Source organism: Pseudomonas sp. CVAP#3, assembly GCF_018986375.1.
Lineage (GTDB): Bacteria > Pseudomonadota > Gammaproteobacteria > Pseudomonadales > Pseudomonadaceae > Aquipseudomonas > Aquipseudomonas helvetica.
Genome location: NZ_JAHMSC010000001.1, coordinates 177,659 through 192,254, shown reverse-complemented (window position 1 = coordinate 192,254; position 14,596 = coordinate 177,659). Strand labels below are relative to the sequence as shown.

16 protein-coding genes are annotated in these 14,596 nt (G+C 59.9%); 9 read left to right on the top strand and 7 right to left on the bottom strand.

The features are described 5' to 3' along the window. Nucleotides 1-234: 234 nt before the first annotated feature. Nucleotides 235-792 (top strand): cysteine hydrolase family protein, encoded by a 558-nt coding sequence (locus KRR23_RS00880; RefSeq protein ID WP_216740974.1) that lies wholly within the window; start codon nt 235-237, stop codon nt 790-792. 117 nt (nt 793-909) lie between these two features. Here the strand turns inward: KRR23_RS00880 and KRR23_RS00875 are convergent, their stop codons facing one another. The 4 genes from KRR23_RS00875 to KRR23_RS00860 are packed head-to-tail and all read right to left on the bottom strand — an operon-like array spanning nt 910 to nt 2,634. After that, complete coding sequence (locus tag KRR23_RS00875) at nt 910-1,119, bottom strand: SEC-C metal-binding domain-containing protein (RefSeq protein ID WP_007906737.1); 210 nt, start codon at nt 1,117-1,119, stop codon at nt 910-912. A gap of 5 nt (nt 1,120-1,124) precedes the next feature. After that, nucleotides 1,125-1,610 (bottom strand): LEA type 2 family protein, encoded by a 486-nt coding sequence (locus KRR23_RS00870; RefSeq protein WP_216740973.1) that lies wholly within the window; start codon nt 1,608-1,610, stop codon nt 1,125-1,127. Nucleotides 1,611-1,655: 45 nt separating this feature from the next. Then, nucleotides 1,656-2,132, bottom strand: a complete 477-nt coding sequence (locus KRR23_RS00865) for a YchJ family protein (protein ID WP_216740972.1) — start codon at nt 2,130-2,132, stop codon at nt 1,656-1,658. Nucleotides 2,133-2,136: 4 nt separating this feature from the next. Continuing rightward, nucleotides 2,137-2,634, bottom strand: a complete 498-nt coding sequence (locus KRR23_RS00860; RefSeq protein ID WP_216740971.1) for a DUF6231 family protein — start codon at nt 2,632-2,634, stop codon at nt 2,137-2,139. A gap of 252 nt (nt 2,635-2,886) precedes the next feature. Between KRR23_RS00860 and KRR23_RS00855 the strand changes: the two genes are divergently transcribed. Continuing rightward, on the top strand, nt 2,887-3,165 hold the full coding sequence (locus KRR23_RS00855; protein ID WP_216740970.1) for a DUF1145 domain-containing protein: 279 nt from the start codon (nt 2,887-2,889) through the stop codon (nt 3,163-3,165). After that, nucleotides 3,158-3,916 carry a collagen-like protein gene (locus KRR23_RS00850; protein ID WP_216740969.1) on the top strand — a complete coding sequence of 253 codons (759 nt, stop codon included), beginning with the start codon at nt 3,158-3,160 and terminating at the stop codon, nt 3,914-3,916. Before KRR23_RS00855 ends, KRR23_RS00850 begins: the two co-directional genes overlap by 8 nt. 119 nt (nt 3,917-4,035) lie before the next feature. Here the strand turns inward: KRR23_RS00850 and KRR23_RS00845 are convergent, their stop codons facing one another. Beyond that, nucleotides 4,036-4,500 (bottom strand): CopD family protein, encoded by a 465-nt coding sequence (locus tag KRR23_RS00845; RefSeq protein ID WP_123582479.1) that lies wholly within the window; start codon nt 4,498-4,500, stop codon nt 4,036-4,038. Nucleotides 4,501-4,599: 99 nt separating this feature from the next. Here KRR23_RS00845 and dinG point away from each other — a divergent pair, with 99 nt between their 5' ends. The 5 genes from dinG (at nt 4,600) to pdxH (ending at nt 12,403) form a co-directional block, all read left to right on the top strand. After that, the gene (gene dinG, locus KRR23_RS00840) at nt 4,600-6,744 is read left to right on the top strand and encodes an ATP-dependent DNA helicase DinG (RefSeq protein ID WP_216740968.1); all 2,145 of its coding nucleotides are present in this window, start codon (nt 4,600-4,602) and stop codon (nt 6,742-6,744) included. 95 nt (nt 6,745-6,839) lie between these two features. After that, complete coding sequence (locus KRR23_RS00835; protein ID WP_216740967.1) at nt 6,840-9,227, top strand: beta-galactosidase; 2,388 nt, start codon at nt 6,840-6,842, stop codon at nt 9,225-9,227. A gap of 155 nt (nt 9,228-9,382) precedes the next feature. Beyond that, nucleotides 9,383-10,528: a serine hydrolase domain-containing protein gene (locus tag KRR23_RS00830; protein ID WP_216741332.1), complete on the top strand. Its 1,146-nt coding sequence runs from the start codon at nt 9,383-9,385 to the stop codon at nt 10,526-10,528. 143 nt (nt 10,529-10,671) lie between these two features. Continuing rightward, on the top strand, nt 10,672-11,715 hold the full coding sequence (locus tag KRR23_RS00825) for an OmpA family protein (RefSeq protein WP_216740966.1): 1,044 nt from the start codon (nt 10,672-10,674) through the stop codon (nt 11,713-11,715). A 40-nt stretch (nt 11,716-11,755) separates the two neighbouring features. Then, the gene (pdxH, locus tag KRR23_RS00820) at nt 11,756-12,403 is read left to right on the top strand and encodes a pyridoxamine 5'-phosphate oxidase (protein ID WP_216740965.1); all 648 of its coding nucleotides are present in this window, start codon (nt 11,756-11,758) and stop codon (nt 12,401-12,403) included. Between the two features lie 5 nt (nt 12,404-12,408). Here the strand turns inward: pdxH and KRR23_RS00815 are convergent, their stop codons facing one another. Further along, nucleotides 12,409-12,645, bottom strand: coding sequence for a hypothetical protein (locus KRR23_RS00815; RefSeq protein ID WP_054596004.1), 237 nt, complete (start codon nt 12,643-12,645; stop codon nt 12,409-12,411). 168 nt (nt 12,646-12,813) lie between these two features. Here KRR23_RS00815 and KRR23_RS00810 point away from each other — a divergent pair, with 168 nt between their 5' ends. Beyond that, complete coding sequence (locus KRR23_RS00810) at nt 12,814-13,278, top strand: glycine zipper 2TM domain-containing protein (protein WP_216740964.1); 465 nt, start codon at nt 12,814-12,816, stop codon at nt 13,276-13,278. Between the two features lie 126 nt (nt 13,279-13,404). Here KRR23_RS00810 and nhaA read toward each other — a convergent pair whose 3' ends face one another. Then, the gene (nhaA, locus tag KRR23_RS00805; protein ID WP_054596006.1) at nt 13,405-14,592 is read right to left on the bottom strand and encodes a Na+/H+ antiporter NhaA; all 1,188 of its coding nucleotides are present in this window, start codon (nt 14,590-14,592) and stop codon (nt 13,405-13,407) included. Between the last annotated feature and the right edge of the window lie 4 nt (nt 14,593-14,596).

The window sequence follows — 14,596 nt, the reverse complement described above, 5'->3', positions numbered from 1 at the left end:
TTGTCCGATAAATCACAGGAAATGACGCTGTACCCGTGGCGAGGGAGCTTGCTCCCGCTGGACTGCGTAGCAGTCCCATTTTCAGGGCCGCTTCGCGCCCCATCGGGAGCAAGCTCCCTCGCCACAGGGGACTGCGCTGTTTTCAGGGGATTGGCGTTCACGATGACTTGCCTGGAGGAAGAGGTAATGCTCAAGTGTGGAAAATTCAATGACCCGTGCAAGAGAGAACTCGCCATGGAACTTCAGGCAAACGCAGTGCTTATTCTGATCGATCAGCAAAAAGGCATTCACCACCCCAAACTGGGACCGCGCAACAATCCAGGCGCCGAGGAGCGGATGGCCGAGTTGTTGAGGGAATGGCGGCGCATCGCGCGGCCGGTGATTCATGTGCAGCACTTGTCCCGCTCGCCGGAATCGGTGTTCTGGCCGCAGCAGTCGGGTGTCGAGTTTCAGGAGCGGTTCGAACCGCAATTGGGCGAGTGTGTGATCCAGAAACAGGTCCCCGATGCGTTCAGCGGGACGACGCTAGCGGCGGGTTTGCGTGAGGCGGGGATCGAGCAACTGGTCATTGTCGGCGTGGCGACCCACAACTCGGTCGAGTCCACGGCGCGTACGGCGGGCAATCTGGGGTTTGAAACCTGGGTCGTGGAAGACGCCTGCTACACCTTCGACAAGCTCGACTTTTTCGGCAACAAGCATTCGGCGCAGGAGGTGCACGCCATGTCGCTGGGCAATCTGCACGGGGAGTATGCGACGGTGGTTCGCACCACGGATATTTTAATGGCTGATTAAAACCTGTGGGAGCGTGGCTTACCCGCGAAAGGGGCGCCTCGGTATATCAGGCAGACCGCGTTATCGACTGTCGCGGGCAAGCCACGCTCCAACAAAGGGATGCGTGCAGCTAGAAAATCAAGCGCCGTGGCACTTCTTGAACTTCTTGCCGTTGCCGCATGGGCAAGGGTCGTTGCGGCCAACGTCTTTCAACGCATTGCGCACCGGCTCCTGGTGAGCGTGGCCGCAGTTCGGGCCGTGAACATGGCCATGGTCGTGATCATGATGGTCGTGATGGTCGTGATCGTGGTTGCAGTCAGGGCCATGGACATGGGGTTGCTGGGTCATCGAGGTTACTCCGGAATAAAATCGCCGGGAATTATCTCGCCATATCGGGCCTGGTGCACGTCATTGCCGATGAATAATCCGGTTTTCAACTCCCCTTCCAGGCGATAGGGGATCGGCTGGTCAGGTTTCTTCAGCAATTTCACTACCTCGCGCAGGTGTTGCCAGAGGTTGGTGCGGATCGGCACCTGAAAATAGCTGCTGCTTTTCGGGTCGACGGTGAACCATTCGCTGGCCTCGCCTTCGGCCAGCAGGAACTCGCTTAAATGAATCCGGTACTCCAGGCCGCGAACCGTAAGACTGGAGTCGTTGGGGTTGTCGACGCGAAAGTAGAGCATGAATTTCTGCTCAAGGAGTTTGGCGCGCACCACTTCGACTTTGAGCAGATGGACTTGCGGGTCGAGGCTGTCATCAGCGAACCAGGACGCGCAGCCACCGAGGCTCAGGAACATGAACAGGGTGACAATTCGTAAGGCGCGTTGCTGATGGGTCATGGTGGTATTTCTCCTTGAACCCCAGTCTAGCCCCAAAAGATCGCCTCAAACGGTGAAATAACTCGCACAACACTTCTTGAATTTCTGCCCGCTGGCGCAGGGGCATGCATCATTGCGCCCGGCCTTGAGCTGCACGGTCGGGTCGATGAAGTACCAGCGCCCGGCGTTTTGCACAAAGGATGAGCGTTCGCGGTGGCTGTGCTCGCCGGTGCTGTCGTGCCAGCGTGCGGTGAAGGTGACGAATGCATGTTCGGGCTGTCCGCCGAAGACCTCGGAGCTTTCCACCTCAAGGCCAAGCCAGGTGCTTTGCGCGCTCCATTCGCTGATCGCCTGACGATCCAGTCCTGCCTGTTGGGCGGGCAGGGTGGTGGCCACCAGATAGTCGATCAGGCCCAGCACATAGGCGCTGTAGCGCGAACGCATCAAGGCTTCGGCGCACGGCGCGGGGTGGCCGGCGTGGTAGTGGCCGCAGCAGGCATCCAGCAGGGTGCCACTGCCGCACGGGCAAATGGACGTACTCATCGTGTTACCACCAGTATTTTCCGAAGTTTTCCGGATTGGCCCAGAACCGTGAGTTGAGCCAGTCAGGCACTTGTTTGTAGTCAAGCAGATCGTAGGTAAACAGTGTCAGGACCTGTTCGTCACGCTGGAAGCGTTCGCTGGCCTGCAGTGCCAGGGAAAAGAAGTCGGTTTCTTGCCAGCCGCAGGCTTTCAGGTCCGCCAGCACCGCGACGCGGCTGGCGTTGAGATTGCGAATTCCGCCGAGCAGGTTCAGGCCATCGCGTTTGGGCAGATGCTCAAGGCAGTCGAGTGCCAGCGCCAGGTCGAAGCGTTGTGCGGCAAGCTCTGGTGGCAAAGGGCCGGGCGCGGCTTGCGCGACGCAGGCATCCGGGTGCGCGAGCTTGAAAGCTTCGAGCGCGGGGAAGTCGCTGGCGCCGATCAGTAACAGACGTTGTGGCGCATAACGGTCGAGCAAGGCAGCGAGTGCTTGCTGGGGCGTGCGCGAAGAAATACCTGCGGTCATCGAAGATCCTCAATCAGATGTGCGAAGACTAGCCTGCCCGAACGTGCGAGCCTAGAGGCGGTTTGCAGACAATGGCGAGGCCTGCCGTAAATACGTGGCAAAAAGCCGTAGAGTCGAACGGGGCATGGACCGCTGATCGGCAGTTGCGACGCTCTAAACCGCCCGTTCAGAAGAATTTTCGTTGGCCTCTGGCTTATCCGTTGCGGAAGTCGGTACTGTGCGCGCAAAGAATAATGATCTGCGGGGGCGTACATGAAGGTGCTTTGGGGCTTGGGGAAGGGTTTGACCCTGTTGTTCTGGCTGGTAGTGCTGGTCAATTTGATCAGCCCGTTGATCGGTCCGTTTCATCTGATGATCAATCTGATCGGTTGTCTGTTGCTGATGACCCATGTTGTGGCGCTGGTGCTCTTTAACCGCAACCTTAAAGAGCGGGCTCATCCGTGGCGTGATCGCTTGCAGATACTCGTTGTCGGTATTTTCCATGTGCAAACACTTGCAGCCCCTGCCGCCGGGGAGGTTCGTCATGCGTAAGCTCTGCCTGCTCGCCGCCTTGATCAGCCCAGTGGCGATGGCTCAAGTGGTCACGGTCGAGACCAACTCGCTGCTGCGTTTGCCCAATACCGCCAGTACCTTGCAGCTGGAACGCCTGGAAGTCGCCGATAATGGCACGCTGCTGATCCCCTCGAACGTGACCGAACTGAGCGTTGGCGAGTTGCGTCTGGGCCGCGAGGCACGGATCGCCATTGTCCCCAGCGAACAGGCTCTGCAACTGAATATCAGTCGTGCGCAGCTTGCCAGTGGCAGCCAGATCACCTCGCGAGGCGCGCCGGGCACTTACCTCAAAGCCGCCCGCGCCGGGCGCAACCTGAATCTGCGGATTGCCTCGCTGAACGCTCCCGAGTTGTCGGTGGATGCCCGTGGCGGTGCCGGTGCGCCGGGTTACGTAGGACTCGATGGCGGCAACGGCCAGGAGCCGGGTTGCACATGGGGCCAGGCCGGGCATGGGGCGGATGGCGATAATGGTGGCGATGGTCATGCCGGGGCGCCGGGCGCACAGGTGCGTGTGGAATTGCCGCGTGATTACCCGGCCCAGCAGATCAAGGTGCTGGTCGACGGTGGCGCCGGCGGCGTAGCCGGTGCCGGTGGCAAACCGGGTGCGGGCGGCAAGGCCAAAGGTTGCTTTGTCTACCGTACCGACGGTGGCAAGAGTGGCCGGGCGGGTGTGCAAGGTCAGCCAGGCCCTGCCGGAGCGCCAGGTGCCGTGACGGTGCAGCGGTTGTAAGCAGCCTGTGTGACTGATCGTTCCCACGGTCCCCGTGGGAATGCAGCCCGTGACACTCTGCGTCACAGGGGACGCGGAGGCATTCCCACGCAGAGCATGGGAACGATCAGCGAGGGGAATCAGAACATCGGCCGAGCCGAGGCCACCGCCACCAACAACAATCCCAGCAACAGATTGATCCCCACCAAACGCCGAATCTTGCCCAGCATCGCCGCACCCGCCGGCCAATCCTCAGCCAGCACGGCTTTACGCAACTCCGGTAGATTCAGCGCCTGAATCCGGATAAACAACGCGGTCATCACCAGGTACAGCCCCATCATTATCTGTACATAACGCGGTGCCGTTTCAAAGCCGCTGAAGCGCAGGTGAATCAGCCCGACGCCACTGATCGGCAAGATCACCACGGCGACCCAGACCCAGACAAAAAAACCTTGAAACACTTCTACCCAGAGCTTCAATCGCGCAGGTCCTTCAAGTGCCTTCATGGCGGCGGGGCGCAGGACCATCCAGGCGAAAAACATGCCGCCGACCCAGATCAGGGCCGCCAGTACATGCAGGGTATAAATGAGGGCGAAAGGTGTCATTGAGGTACTCCGTTCTGCGCGGGATTAATTAGCGGGGTATGATAGCCGCCGATCCGAACCACTGAAAATTTATCCAGCGTTTTTTGCGCCCGACAATCCATGATCAGCACTGAACTCAAAACCACGATCCAGGGCGCCTACTCGCGTTTTCTCGAAGCCAAGAGCCTCAAGCCGCGTTACGGCCAGCGCCTGATGATCGCCGAAATTGCCAAGGTCCTCGGTGACATCGACACCGACGACGAAGGCCGGCGCAGTGGCGACCCCGCGATTGTCGCGGTGGAAGCCGGCACCGGTACCGGGAAAACCGTGGCCTACAGCCTGGCGGCAATTCCGACTGCCAAGGCTGCCGGCAAACGCTTGGTGATTGCTACGGCGACCGTCGCCCTGCAGGAACAGATCGTCTACAAGGACCTGCCGGACCTGATGCGCAACAGCGGGCTGAACTTCAGCTTTGCGCTGGCCAAGGGCCGCGGCCGCTACATGTGCCTGTCCAAGCTCGACATGTTGTTGCAGGAAGGCCGCGCGCAAACCGCTACCGCGCAGCTGTTCGAAGAAGAAGGCTTCAAGATCGAGGTCGATGAAGCCAGTCAGAAGCTGTTTACCAGCATGATCGAAAAGCTTGCCGGCAATAAATGGGACGGCGACCGCGACAGTTGGTCCACCGCCCTTGAAGATGCGGATTGGGCGCGCCTGACCACCGATCACAGCCAGTGCACCAACCGTCATTGCCCCAACTTTGGTCAGTGCGCCTTCTACAAGGCCCGCGAAGGCATGGGCAAGGTCGACGTGATCGTCACCAACCACGACATGGTCCTCGCCGACCTGGCGTTGGGCGGCGGCGCCGTCCTGCCCGACCCGCGCGACACCATCTACGTGTTCGACGAAGGCCATCACCTGCCGGACAAGGCGATCGGCCACTTCGCCCATTACACGCGCTTGCGTTCCACCGCCGACTGGCTCGAAACGACCGCCAAGAATCTCACCAAATTGCTGGCCCAGCACCCGCTGCCCGGCGATCTGGGCAAGTTGATCGAGCAAGTGCCGGAACTGGCCCGGGAGATCAAGACCCAGCAGCAGTTCATGTTCACCGCCTGTGAACAGGTTGCCGAATTCAAGCCCGGCGAAGACGTCGAGGGCCGTGAGCGGCCACGTCATCGTTTCGTCGGCGGGGTGATTCCCGAGCATATGCGCGAGATGGGCGTCGAGCTGAAGAAAGGCTTCGCACGCCTGACCGATGTCTTTACCCGGCTCACCGAGCTGCTCAAGGAAGGCATGGATGGCGAGGTCAACATCGGCATTGCCAGCAATCAGGCCGAAGAGTGGTATCCGCTGTTTGGCAGCCTGCTGTCCCGTTCTCAGGGTAACTGGGAGCTGTGGACCGCATTCACCGCCGAAGACCCGGAAGACAACCCGCCGATGGCGCGCTGGCTAACCCTGGCCGAAAGCGGTTCGCTGTTCGATATCGAGGTCAACGCCAGCCCGATCCTGGCGGCGGAAATGCTCCGACGCAACCTGTGGAATGTAGCTTACGGTGCGCTGGTGACCTCGGCCACCTTGACCGCACTGGGCACCTTCGACCGTTTCCGCATGCGCGCCGGTCTGCCGAAAAAGGCCGTGACGGCGGTGGTGCCGAGCCCGTTCCATCATGCCGACGCTGGCGTGCTGCGGGTCCCGGACCTGCGCGCCGACCCACGGGATGCGGCTGCCCACACCGCGGCGATCATTCGTGATCTGCCGGAACTGGTCGAGGGCTCGCGCGGCACACTGGTGCTGTTCTCTTCGCGCAAACAGATGCAGGACGTGTTCGATGGCCTGGACCGTGACTGGCGCAAGCAAGTGTTCATTCAAGGCAACCTGTCGAAACAGGAAACCCTGAACAAGCACAAGGCGCGGGTCGATGGCGGTGACTCCAGTGTGCTGTTCGGCCTGGCGAGTTTCGCCGAGGGTGTCGACTTGCCGGGTGCTTACTGCGAGCACGTGGTGATCGCCAAGATCCCGTTCTCGGTCCCGGACGATCCGGTCGAAGCCGCGCTGGCTGAATGGATCGAAGCCCGAGGCGGCAATCCGTTCATGGAAATCTCCGTGCCGGACGCCTCGCTCAAACTGGTTCAGGCCTGCGGGCGCCTGCTGCGCACCGAAGAAGACCGCGGCACCATCACCTTGCTTGACCGGCGTCTGGTCACGCAACGCTACGGCAAAGCGATCCTCAATGCGCTGCCGCCGTTTCGCCGCGAAATATCTTGAGACACGGTGGGCGAAATCGCCCACTTCGTTGTCTATCCCCCCGTTACCGATTCCACACAGGCCGTTCACTGGTCGTTAGGGAGAACCTGGTTCATATGATTCGCCGTTCGTTACCCGCTGTTTTTGCCCTGATGTTCGCTGCGCCACTGCTGGCGGCTCCGGCCGGACAACAGACGCTGTTCAACTTTGTCCGGCCCGCCGATGTGGTCCAGGTGGCGACCCAGGACGCCAGCCTGCCGCAGTCCAACGCAGAGCAAACGGCCGAAGGTGAAGTTCTGCGCCGGGTGACCTTCAACCCTGCGGCACAACCGAACCTGCGCCTGACTCCGCAAAGCGGCGCCTGGGACTGGTCGCAGTCTGGCGTCATGAGCTTGCGTATCCAGAGTGCAATGAACTGGCCTGTAACGCTCTACGTGAAAATCCAGAGTAACGACGGCAAGACCCTGGTCAGCCGCATCGATCTGCCGGCCGGGCCTGCGCAAACCCTGTTGGTGCCGCTGACACCGAGTTCGCCACTGAGCCAGGGCCTGAAAGCCGGGCCGCCGATGCCGATCACTGTCGAAGGCCAGCGTGTATTGCTGGCCAGCAGCACGGGTGAACTGGATCGCAGCCAGGTGGTGTCGGTGACACTGTCGATGGATCAGCCAAAAGTCGCCCAGAGCATCATGCTTGAGCGCTTTGGCGTGCAGGACGGCGACGCGGTGGTCAAGGCCGCCTACGGTTCGTTAGTGGACGCTTATGGTCAGTCCACGCGAGCGAAATGGCCGGAAAAAGTCGCCAGCGACGAGCAGCTCAAAGCGGCGGCAAACAAAGAACAGCAGCAACTGAAAACCTGGTTGGCCGAGCGTGAGCGTTCGTCCCTGGACACGTTCGGTGGCTGGAGCAAAGGCCCGGCGTTCAAGGCCAGCGGCTTCTTTCGTACTGAAAAGCGTGACGGTCGCTGGTATCTGGTGACCCCGGAAGGTCACCCGTTCTATTCCCTGGGGGTCAATACGGTTACCGCCGATACCAGCCAGACCTACGTCGCCGGGCGCGAAGCCATGTTCGAGTCGTTGCCCGCTAACGACGAGCCATTAGCCGGCCATTACGGTGAAGGCGACAATCGCAATGGCAATGGTGCCGATCAGGGGCGTGGGTTCAATGCCGGTCGCTGGTATGACTTCTACGGCGCCAACCTGCAGCGCACTTATGGCCAGCCATGTGCGGTGGCGAGTGAAACCAAGGCCGGAGAAGCCAAGGCCGACGCCGCCACAACCCCGTGCGCTCCCCACTTGTTCGACGAAAAGCGCTGGACCCACCATACACTTGACCGCCTGCAAGCCTGGGGTTTCAACACCATCGGCGACTGGAGCGCTCCGGCGCTGGGCTTGAATGACCGTGTGCCATACACCTTGCCGCTGTCCATCGTCGGCGATTACGCCAGCATCAGCACCGGCACCGACTGGTGGGGCGGCATGCCCGATCCGTTCGACCCGCGTTTCGCCATGGCCACCGAACGCGCCGTAGCGATTGCTGCTCGCGATCACCGCGACGACCCATGGCTGATCGGTTACTTCGCCGATAACGAACTGGCCTGGGCCGGTCCCGGCGATGACCCGAAGGCCCGTTATGCCTTGGCGTACGGGACATTGAAAATGACCACCGACGTGCCGGCCAAGCGGGCGTTCCTCAAGCAACTGCGGGACAAATACCGTAACCAGGCGGGCCTGTCGAAAGCCTGGGGTATCGATCTGCCAGCCTGGGAGCTGATGGAAGACCCGGGCTTCGTGCCGCCGCTGCCAAGTGCGGAGCACCCGGAAATCGAAGCCGACTTCAAGTATTTCCAGAAAGTCTTCGCCGACACCTATTTCAAGACCATTGCCGATTCGCTGAAATGGCACGCACCCAACCACCTGCTGCTCGGTGGTCGGTTTGCCATCAGCACACCTGAGGCTGTCGAGTCTTGCGCGCAGTACTGCGACGTCCTGAGCTTCAACATGTACACGCTCAAACCTCAGGACGGTTATGACTTCGCCAAGTTACAGGCGTTGGACAAACCGGTGCTGATCACCGAGTTCAACTTCGGCTCGCGTGATCGTGGTCCGTTATGGGGCGGAGTAACGGAGCTGGCGAAGGAAGAAGACCGTGGGCCGGCCTACGCCAATTTCGTCAAGCAAGCGGTGAGTGAACCGTCGATTGTCGGCGTGCATTGGTTCCAGTACCTCGATCAACCGGTGAGCGGTCGTCTGCTGGACGGTGAAAACGGCCATTTCGGTCTGGTCGGGATCACCGATCTGCCGTTCCAGGGCTTTGTCGAAAGTGTGCGCAAGGCCAACTTGCAGGCCGTCGATCAGCTCGGCAAAGAAGCCGAGAAGGCCAAGGCTGCGGCGGATAAAGCCGACAGTGCCGGTCATGAAGACGCAGCTGGGAAAAAAGGCCGCGACAGCAAGGGTGCAGGGCAGGGCGCGGGTCATGCGGGTGGGCATTCCGCCAATGGTCATTAAAGCCTGCGATCTTTTGATCTTTTGATCTTTTGATCTTTTGATCGCTGACCTATTAACGATTACGGCAACCGCCGAGCCCGCCCCTGTTCCCAAATCGCTCAAGGGCTGGAACAATGCAGGTCATTGTGTCGAAACGTTTTTTCGGAGAGTTACGGGTGCTGATTCAGGGTCATTACGAGCTTAAATTTGAAGCGGTGCGTGAAGCTTTCGCGGCACTCTTCGACGATCCCCAGGAACGCGGCGCGGCACTGTGTATTCAAATTGGCGGTGAAACCGTCGTCGACCTTTGGGCCGGTACTGCCGACAAGGATGGTCACGAGGCTTGGCACAGCGACACCATTGCCAACCTGTTCTCCTGCACCAAGACCTTTACTGCAGTGACAGCCCTGCAACTGGTCGCCGAAGGCAAGTTGCAGCTCGATGCTCCGGTCGCCAGGTATTGGCCGGAATTCGCCGCTGCCGGCAAGGAGGCGATCACCTTGCGTCAGTTGCTCTGCCATCAGGCCGGTCTGCCGGCCTTGCGCGAGTTGCTACCACCTGAAGCGCTCTATAACTGGCAAACCATGGTCGACGCGCTGGCCGCCGAAGCCCCTTGGTGGATGCCCGGTGAAGGCCATGGTTATGCGGCGATCACTTATGGCTGGCTGGTCGGGGAACTGCTGCGACGCGCCGATGGCCGTGGTCCGGGCGAGTCGATCATGGCACGTGTTGCGCGACCGCTGGGGCTGGATTTCCATGTCGGCCTCGCGGATGAAGAGTTTCATCGCGTAGCGCACATCGCGCGTGGCAAGGGCAATGTCGGCGATGCGGCGGCGCAGCGTTTGCTGCAAGTGACGATGCGTGAGCCGAAGGCCATGACCACTCTGGCGTTTACCAACCCGCCATCGATCATGACCAGTACCAACAAGCCGGAATGGCGTCGTATGCAACAACCGGCAGCGAATGGCCACGGCAATGCCCGCAGCCTGGCCGGGTTCTACAGCGGTCTGCTCGATGGCAGCCTGCTGGAAAGCGAGATGCTCCAGGAACTGACTCGCGAGCACAGCCTGGGCGAAGACAAGACTTTACTGACCCGGACCCGTTTCGGTCTGGGTTGTATGCTCGATCAACCGGATGTACCCAATGCGACCTTCGGCCTCGGCCCTGGAGCGTTTGGTCATCCGGGTGCTGGTGGCTCCATCGGTTTCGCTGACCCGGAACATGATGTGGCCTTCGGTTTTGTGACCAATACCCTTGGGCCATACGTGTTGATGGACCCACGTGCGCAGAAGCTTGTGCGGGTTTTAGCCGCCTGTCTGTAAAGGGTAGCTTCAAGGCATTTTTTTGAAAAAAACTTGCCCAATGGTTGCAGGACGGAACCCTGTGGCTTCTATAGTTTCAAAGCGTCTGTTTTATACGGGTCGTAGCGGCCCACAGCTTCTTATCTCATTTTGTGGATATCCCCATGTCACTGAACAAATCTCTAGCCTTGGCACTGTGTCTCAGCATTACCGGTTGCGCGCAAACCCCACAAAATGATGCAGACGGGGCCCACTGGTGGTCTTTCGGTTCCGGTTCGGACAAGGTAGCGGACAAAGCCGCTGCCAAACCGGACGCGAAGGCCGCTGAAGACGCTGCAGCCGCGAAGGCCAAATCGACTGCAAATGCTGCTGCGCCAACCACCCCGGCTGCAGTTCCAGGTTCTTCAGCTGCCGCAGCAGCCAAGGCCGATAGCGAAAGCAAATGGTGGTGGCCGTTCGGCGACCAGCCAAAGGCCATCACCAAGGCCGATATCAAAGATGTGCCAATGCCTGATCCGAAAATCACCCAGGCCTGGCTGGACAGCTACGAGCCACGCTTGCGTGCTGCCGTTCAGGGCAGCCGTCTGCAAGTGGAGCGTCGCGAGAACGTGTTGGTCGTAGTCGTTCCGGTGGATGACGCCTTCAACCCGAAACGTCCGGCGATGTTGCTGCCTTCGGCCCTGGGTGAGTTCACCAAGGTGTCCAAGGTGGTAGAAGGTGATACCAAGACTTCCGTGCTCGTACTGGGCCATGGTGACAACACGGGGACGCATGACGAGGCTAAACAGCTGAGCAAGGACCGTGCGACTTCCGTTGCATCGATCTTCAGCCTCGGTGGTTTGAAGGGGGATCGTCTGATGTTGCGTGGTATGGGTGATCTGATGCCGCGCGCCGCCAATGACAGCGCCCAGGGCCGTGCCTTGAACCGTCGTGTGGAAATCATGCTGACCCAGCGCACCACCATGCTGGCATTGCTGAACAAGTACAGCCAGCCGACCCCACCACCGGTGGAAATGGTTGCAGCGCAGCCCGTCAAGCCAGCAGCGCCAGCCGTGGCCGAGAAAAAAGCGACTTCGAAGAAGAAAGGCGCTGCCTCGAAAAAGGCTCCGGCGAAGAAAGCTCCGGCCAAAAAACAGCCAGCCAAGAAGCCAGTTGCAGCCAAAGCGGATAAAGCGGATACAGCGGCAAAAAGCACCAGCGGCCAGTAATCAGGCCAGGAACTGATTGATCAAGCACAAGGAAAACGCCATGACCCGGGCTCTGGCCGATATGCGTCGTGACTACACTCGCGACGGTTTGACCGAGGCTCACGCCCCGAGCGAGCCGTTCGCACTGTTTCATCAGTGGTTCGCCGAAGCGGTGAAAACCGAACAACCTCCGGTCGAGGCGAATGCCATGACCCTGGCCACAGTTGATCAGGACGGTCGCCCGCATTGCCGGATCCTGTTGCTCAAGGGGCTTGATGATCAGGGTTTTACCTTCTTCACCAACTACGACAGTGCCAAGGGTCAGCAGCTGGCGGGCAATCCGTTTGCTGCCATGACCTTCTTCTGGCCGACCCTGGAGCGCCAGGTGCGTATCGAGGGTCGAGTGGTGAAGGTCACGCCGCAGGAGTCCGATGCCTATTTCCAGGTACGGCCGCTGGGCAGTCGCCTGGGGGCCTGGGCGTCTCCGCAGAGTCAGGTGATTGCCGATCGTGCCGAGCTGGAAGGGCTGCTCAAAGTCACTGAACAGCGCTTCAGCGATAGCCAGCCGCATTGCCCGGAACATTGGGGCGGCTATCGTTTGTTGCCAGAACGCATCGAGTTCTGGCAAGGTCGGGCGAGTCGTTTGCATGACCGTCTGAACTATCGTCTGCAAGGCGCGGACTGGAGTCGCGAGCGCCTGGCACCGTAAACCGGCTACACAGTGGGGTAGGTGGCAGCCGCCGCCTCCAGCCACTGTGGCAGGTCCCGACGTTTGATATTCTGCTGCCGGGCAATGGCCAATTGTTGCAGCATGAACGCCTTTTTCCGCTCGTCATTTCCGGCAAGTGCCAGCGCCAGATCACGGTCCATCCAGCGTTTGATCCGCACGTACAGCCACCAGTGGAAGTACAGTCCGGCAACGGTGGTGGCGACAATGATGAAGTAATCCATGGAAATCCTTGGGGCGGTGGCGCAGGTTCTGTAATTTGGCGCTACTGTGTGATGAGTTCTCAAGTGCGACTGTACTGCACCTGAATCAAACCAATTTTATCCGGGCAGTGCCGTGACAGGCGTCAAGCTGCGGAGTTTAATGAATACCTGTCCTTTGGAGTTGATGCTATGCGTAAGTCTGTTTTGCTGGTTGCTTCTTTTTCTACGATGGCGATGTTGCTCACTGGTTGCCAATCGAGCCTGACCGGTGACTCTTACTCCCGTGACGAAGCACGTCGGGTGCAGACCATCCGTATGGGTACCATCGAGTCCCTGCGTCCGGTGAAAATCGAAGGCACCAAAACCCCGATAGGCGGCGCAGCCGGTGCGGTCGTGGGTGGCGTCGGCGGTAGCGCCATCGGCGGTGGCAAAGGCAGCATCGTCGCTGCGGTGATCGGCGCAGTGGCCGGCGGTCTGGCGGGTTCTGCCATCGAAGAAGGCGTGACCCGTACCCAAGGCGTGGAAATCACCGTTCGCGAAGACGACGGCAGCATGCGCGCCTACGTTCAGGAAGTTCAGCCAAACGAAGTATTCCGTGTTGGCGAACGTGTGCGTATCTCCACCGTCGGTGGCACCAGCCGCGTTTCGCACTAAGTTTTACGCGGTTAAAACAAAACCCCGGCCAGGTAACTGGTCGGGGTTTTGTATTTTTGGCTGATTGTTTTGTTAGACCACTACAGCACACCTTGGCTGTGTGAACTCAGAAATAAATCCGGCTATTCAGGGCGCTCTATTGATGCTCTTGCGACTGGCCGCTGCGGTCACCGCATAACCGATCAATGCGGCGAGGATCGACCCAGTGAGAATGCCCATGCGGTCCATGCCGGCGTATTCGCTGCTGCCCGGCACAAAGGCCAGGGAACCGACAAACAGACTCATGGTGAAACCGATACCGCAGAGGATTGCCACGCCGAGTACCTGGCCCCAATTGGCGCCAGCGGGCAGGGCCGCAATGCCTATTTTCACGGCGAGCCAGGTCAGGCCGAAGACACCAACGGTCTTGCCCAGCAGCAAACCGGCGGCAATGCCCATCGGTACGTGGTGGGTGAAGCTCTCAAGGTTAACGCCAGCCAGTGAAACACCAGCATTGGCGAAAGCGAACAACGGCAGGATACCGAAGGCCACCCAAGGGTGCAGGGCGTGCTCCAGGCTCAGCAACGGTGACGGTTCAGCGTTTTTGGTACGTAGCGGAATGCAGAACGCCAGTGTTACACCGGCCAGTGTGGCGTGGACACCGCTCTTGAGTACACACACCCATAGAATCAGGCCAATGATCATGTAGGGGCCGAGCTTGACCACGCCTAGCCGATTCATCGCCACCAGCGCCACCAGACAGGCTGCGGCCAGCATCAACGACAGCGTCGACAATGCGCCGGAGTAGAAGATCGCGATGACGATGATTGCACCCAGGTCATCAATGATCGCCAAGGTCATCAAAAACAGCTTCAGCGAGACCGGTACACGCTTGCCCAGCAAGGCGAGCACGCCAAGGGCGAAGGCGATATCAGTGGCCATCGGGATCGCCCAACCACCCAGGGCTGACGGGTTGTCCTTGTTGAGGAACCAGTAGATCAGCGCCGGCACGACCATGCCGCCGATGGCCGCTGCGCCCGGCAGGACGATCTGCGACGGTTTGGACAGATGGCCTTCAAGGATTTCGCGTTTGACCTCAAGGCCGATCAACAGGAAGAACATCGCCATCAGGCCGTCGTTGATCCATAACAACAGCGGCTTGGCGATTTTCAGGGCGCCGATCTGGGCGACCACGGGAGTGTCCAGCAGGCCGTTGTAGAGCCAGGACAGCGGTGAGTTGTTGATGATCAGGGCAAGAGCTGCAGCGGCAATCAATAACAGACCGCTGGCAGCTTCCAACTGAAAGAAACGCGTGAAAGTGCTACGCAGAGGCAAGGTC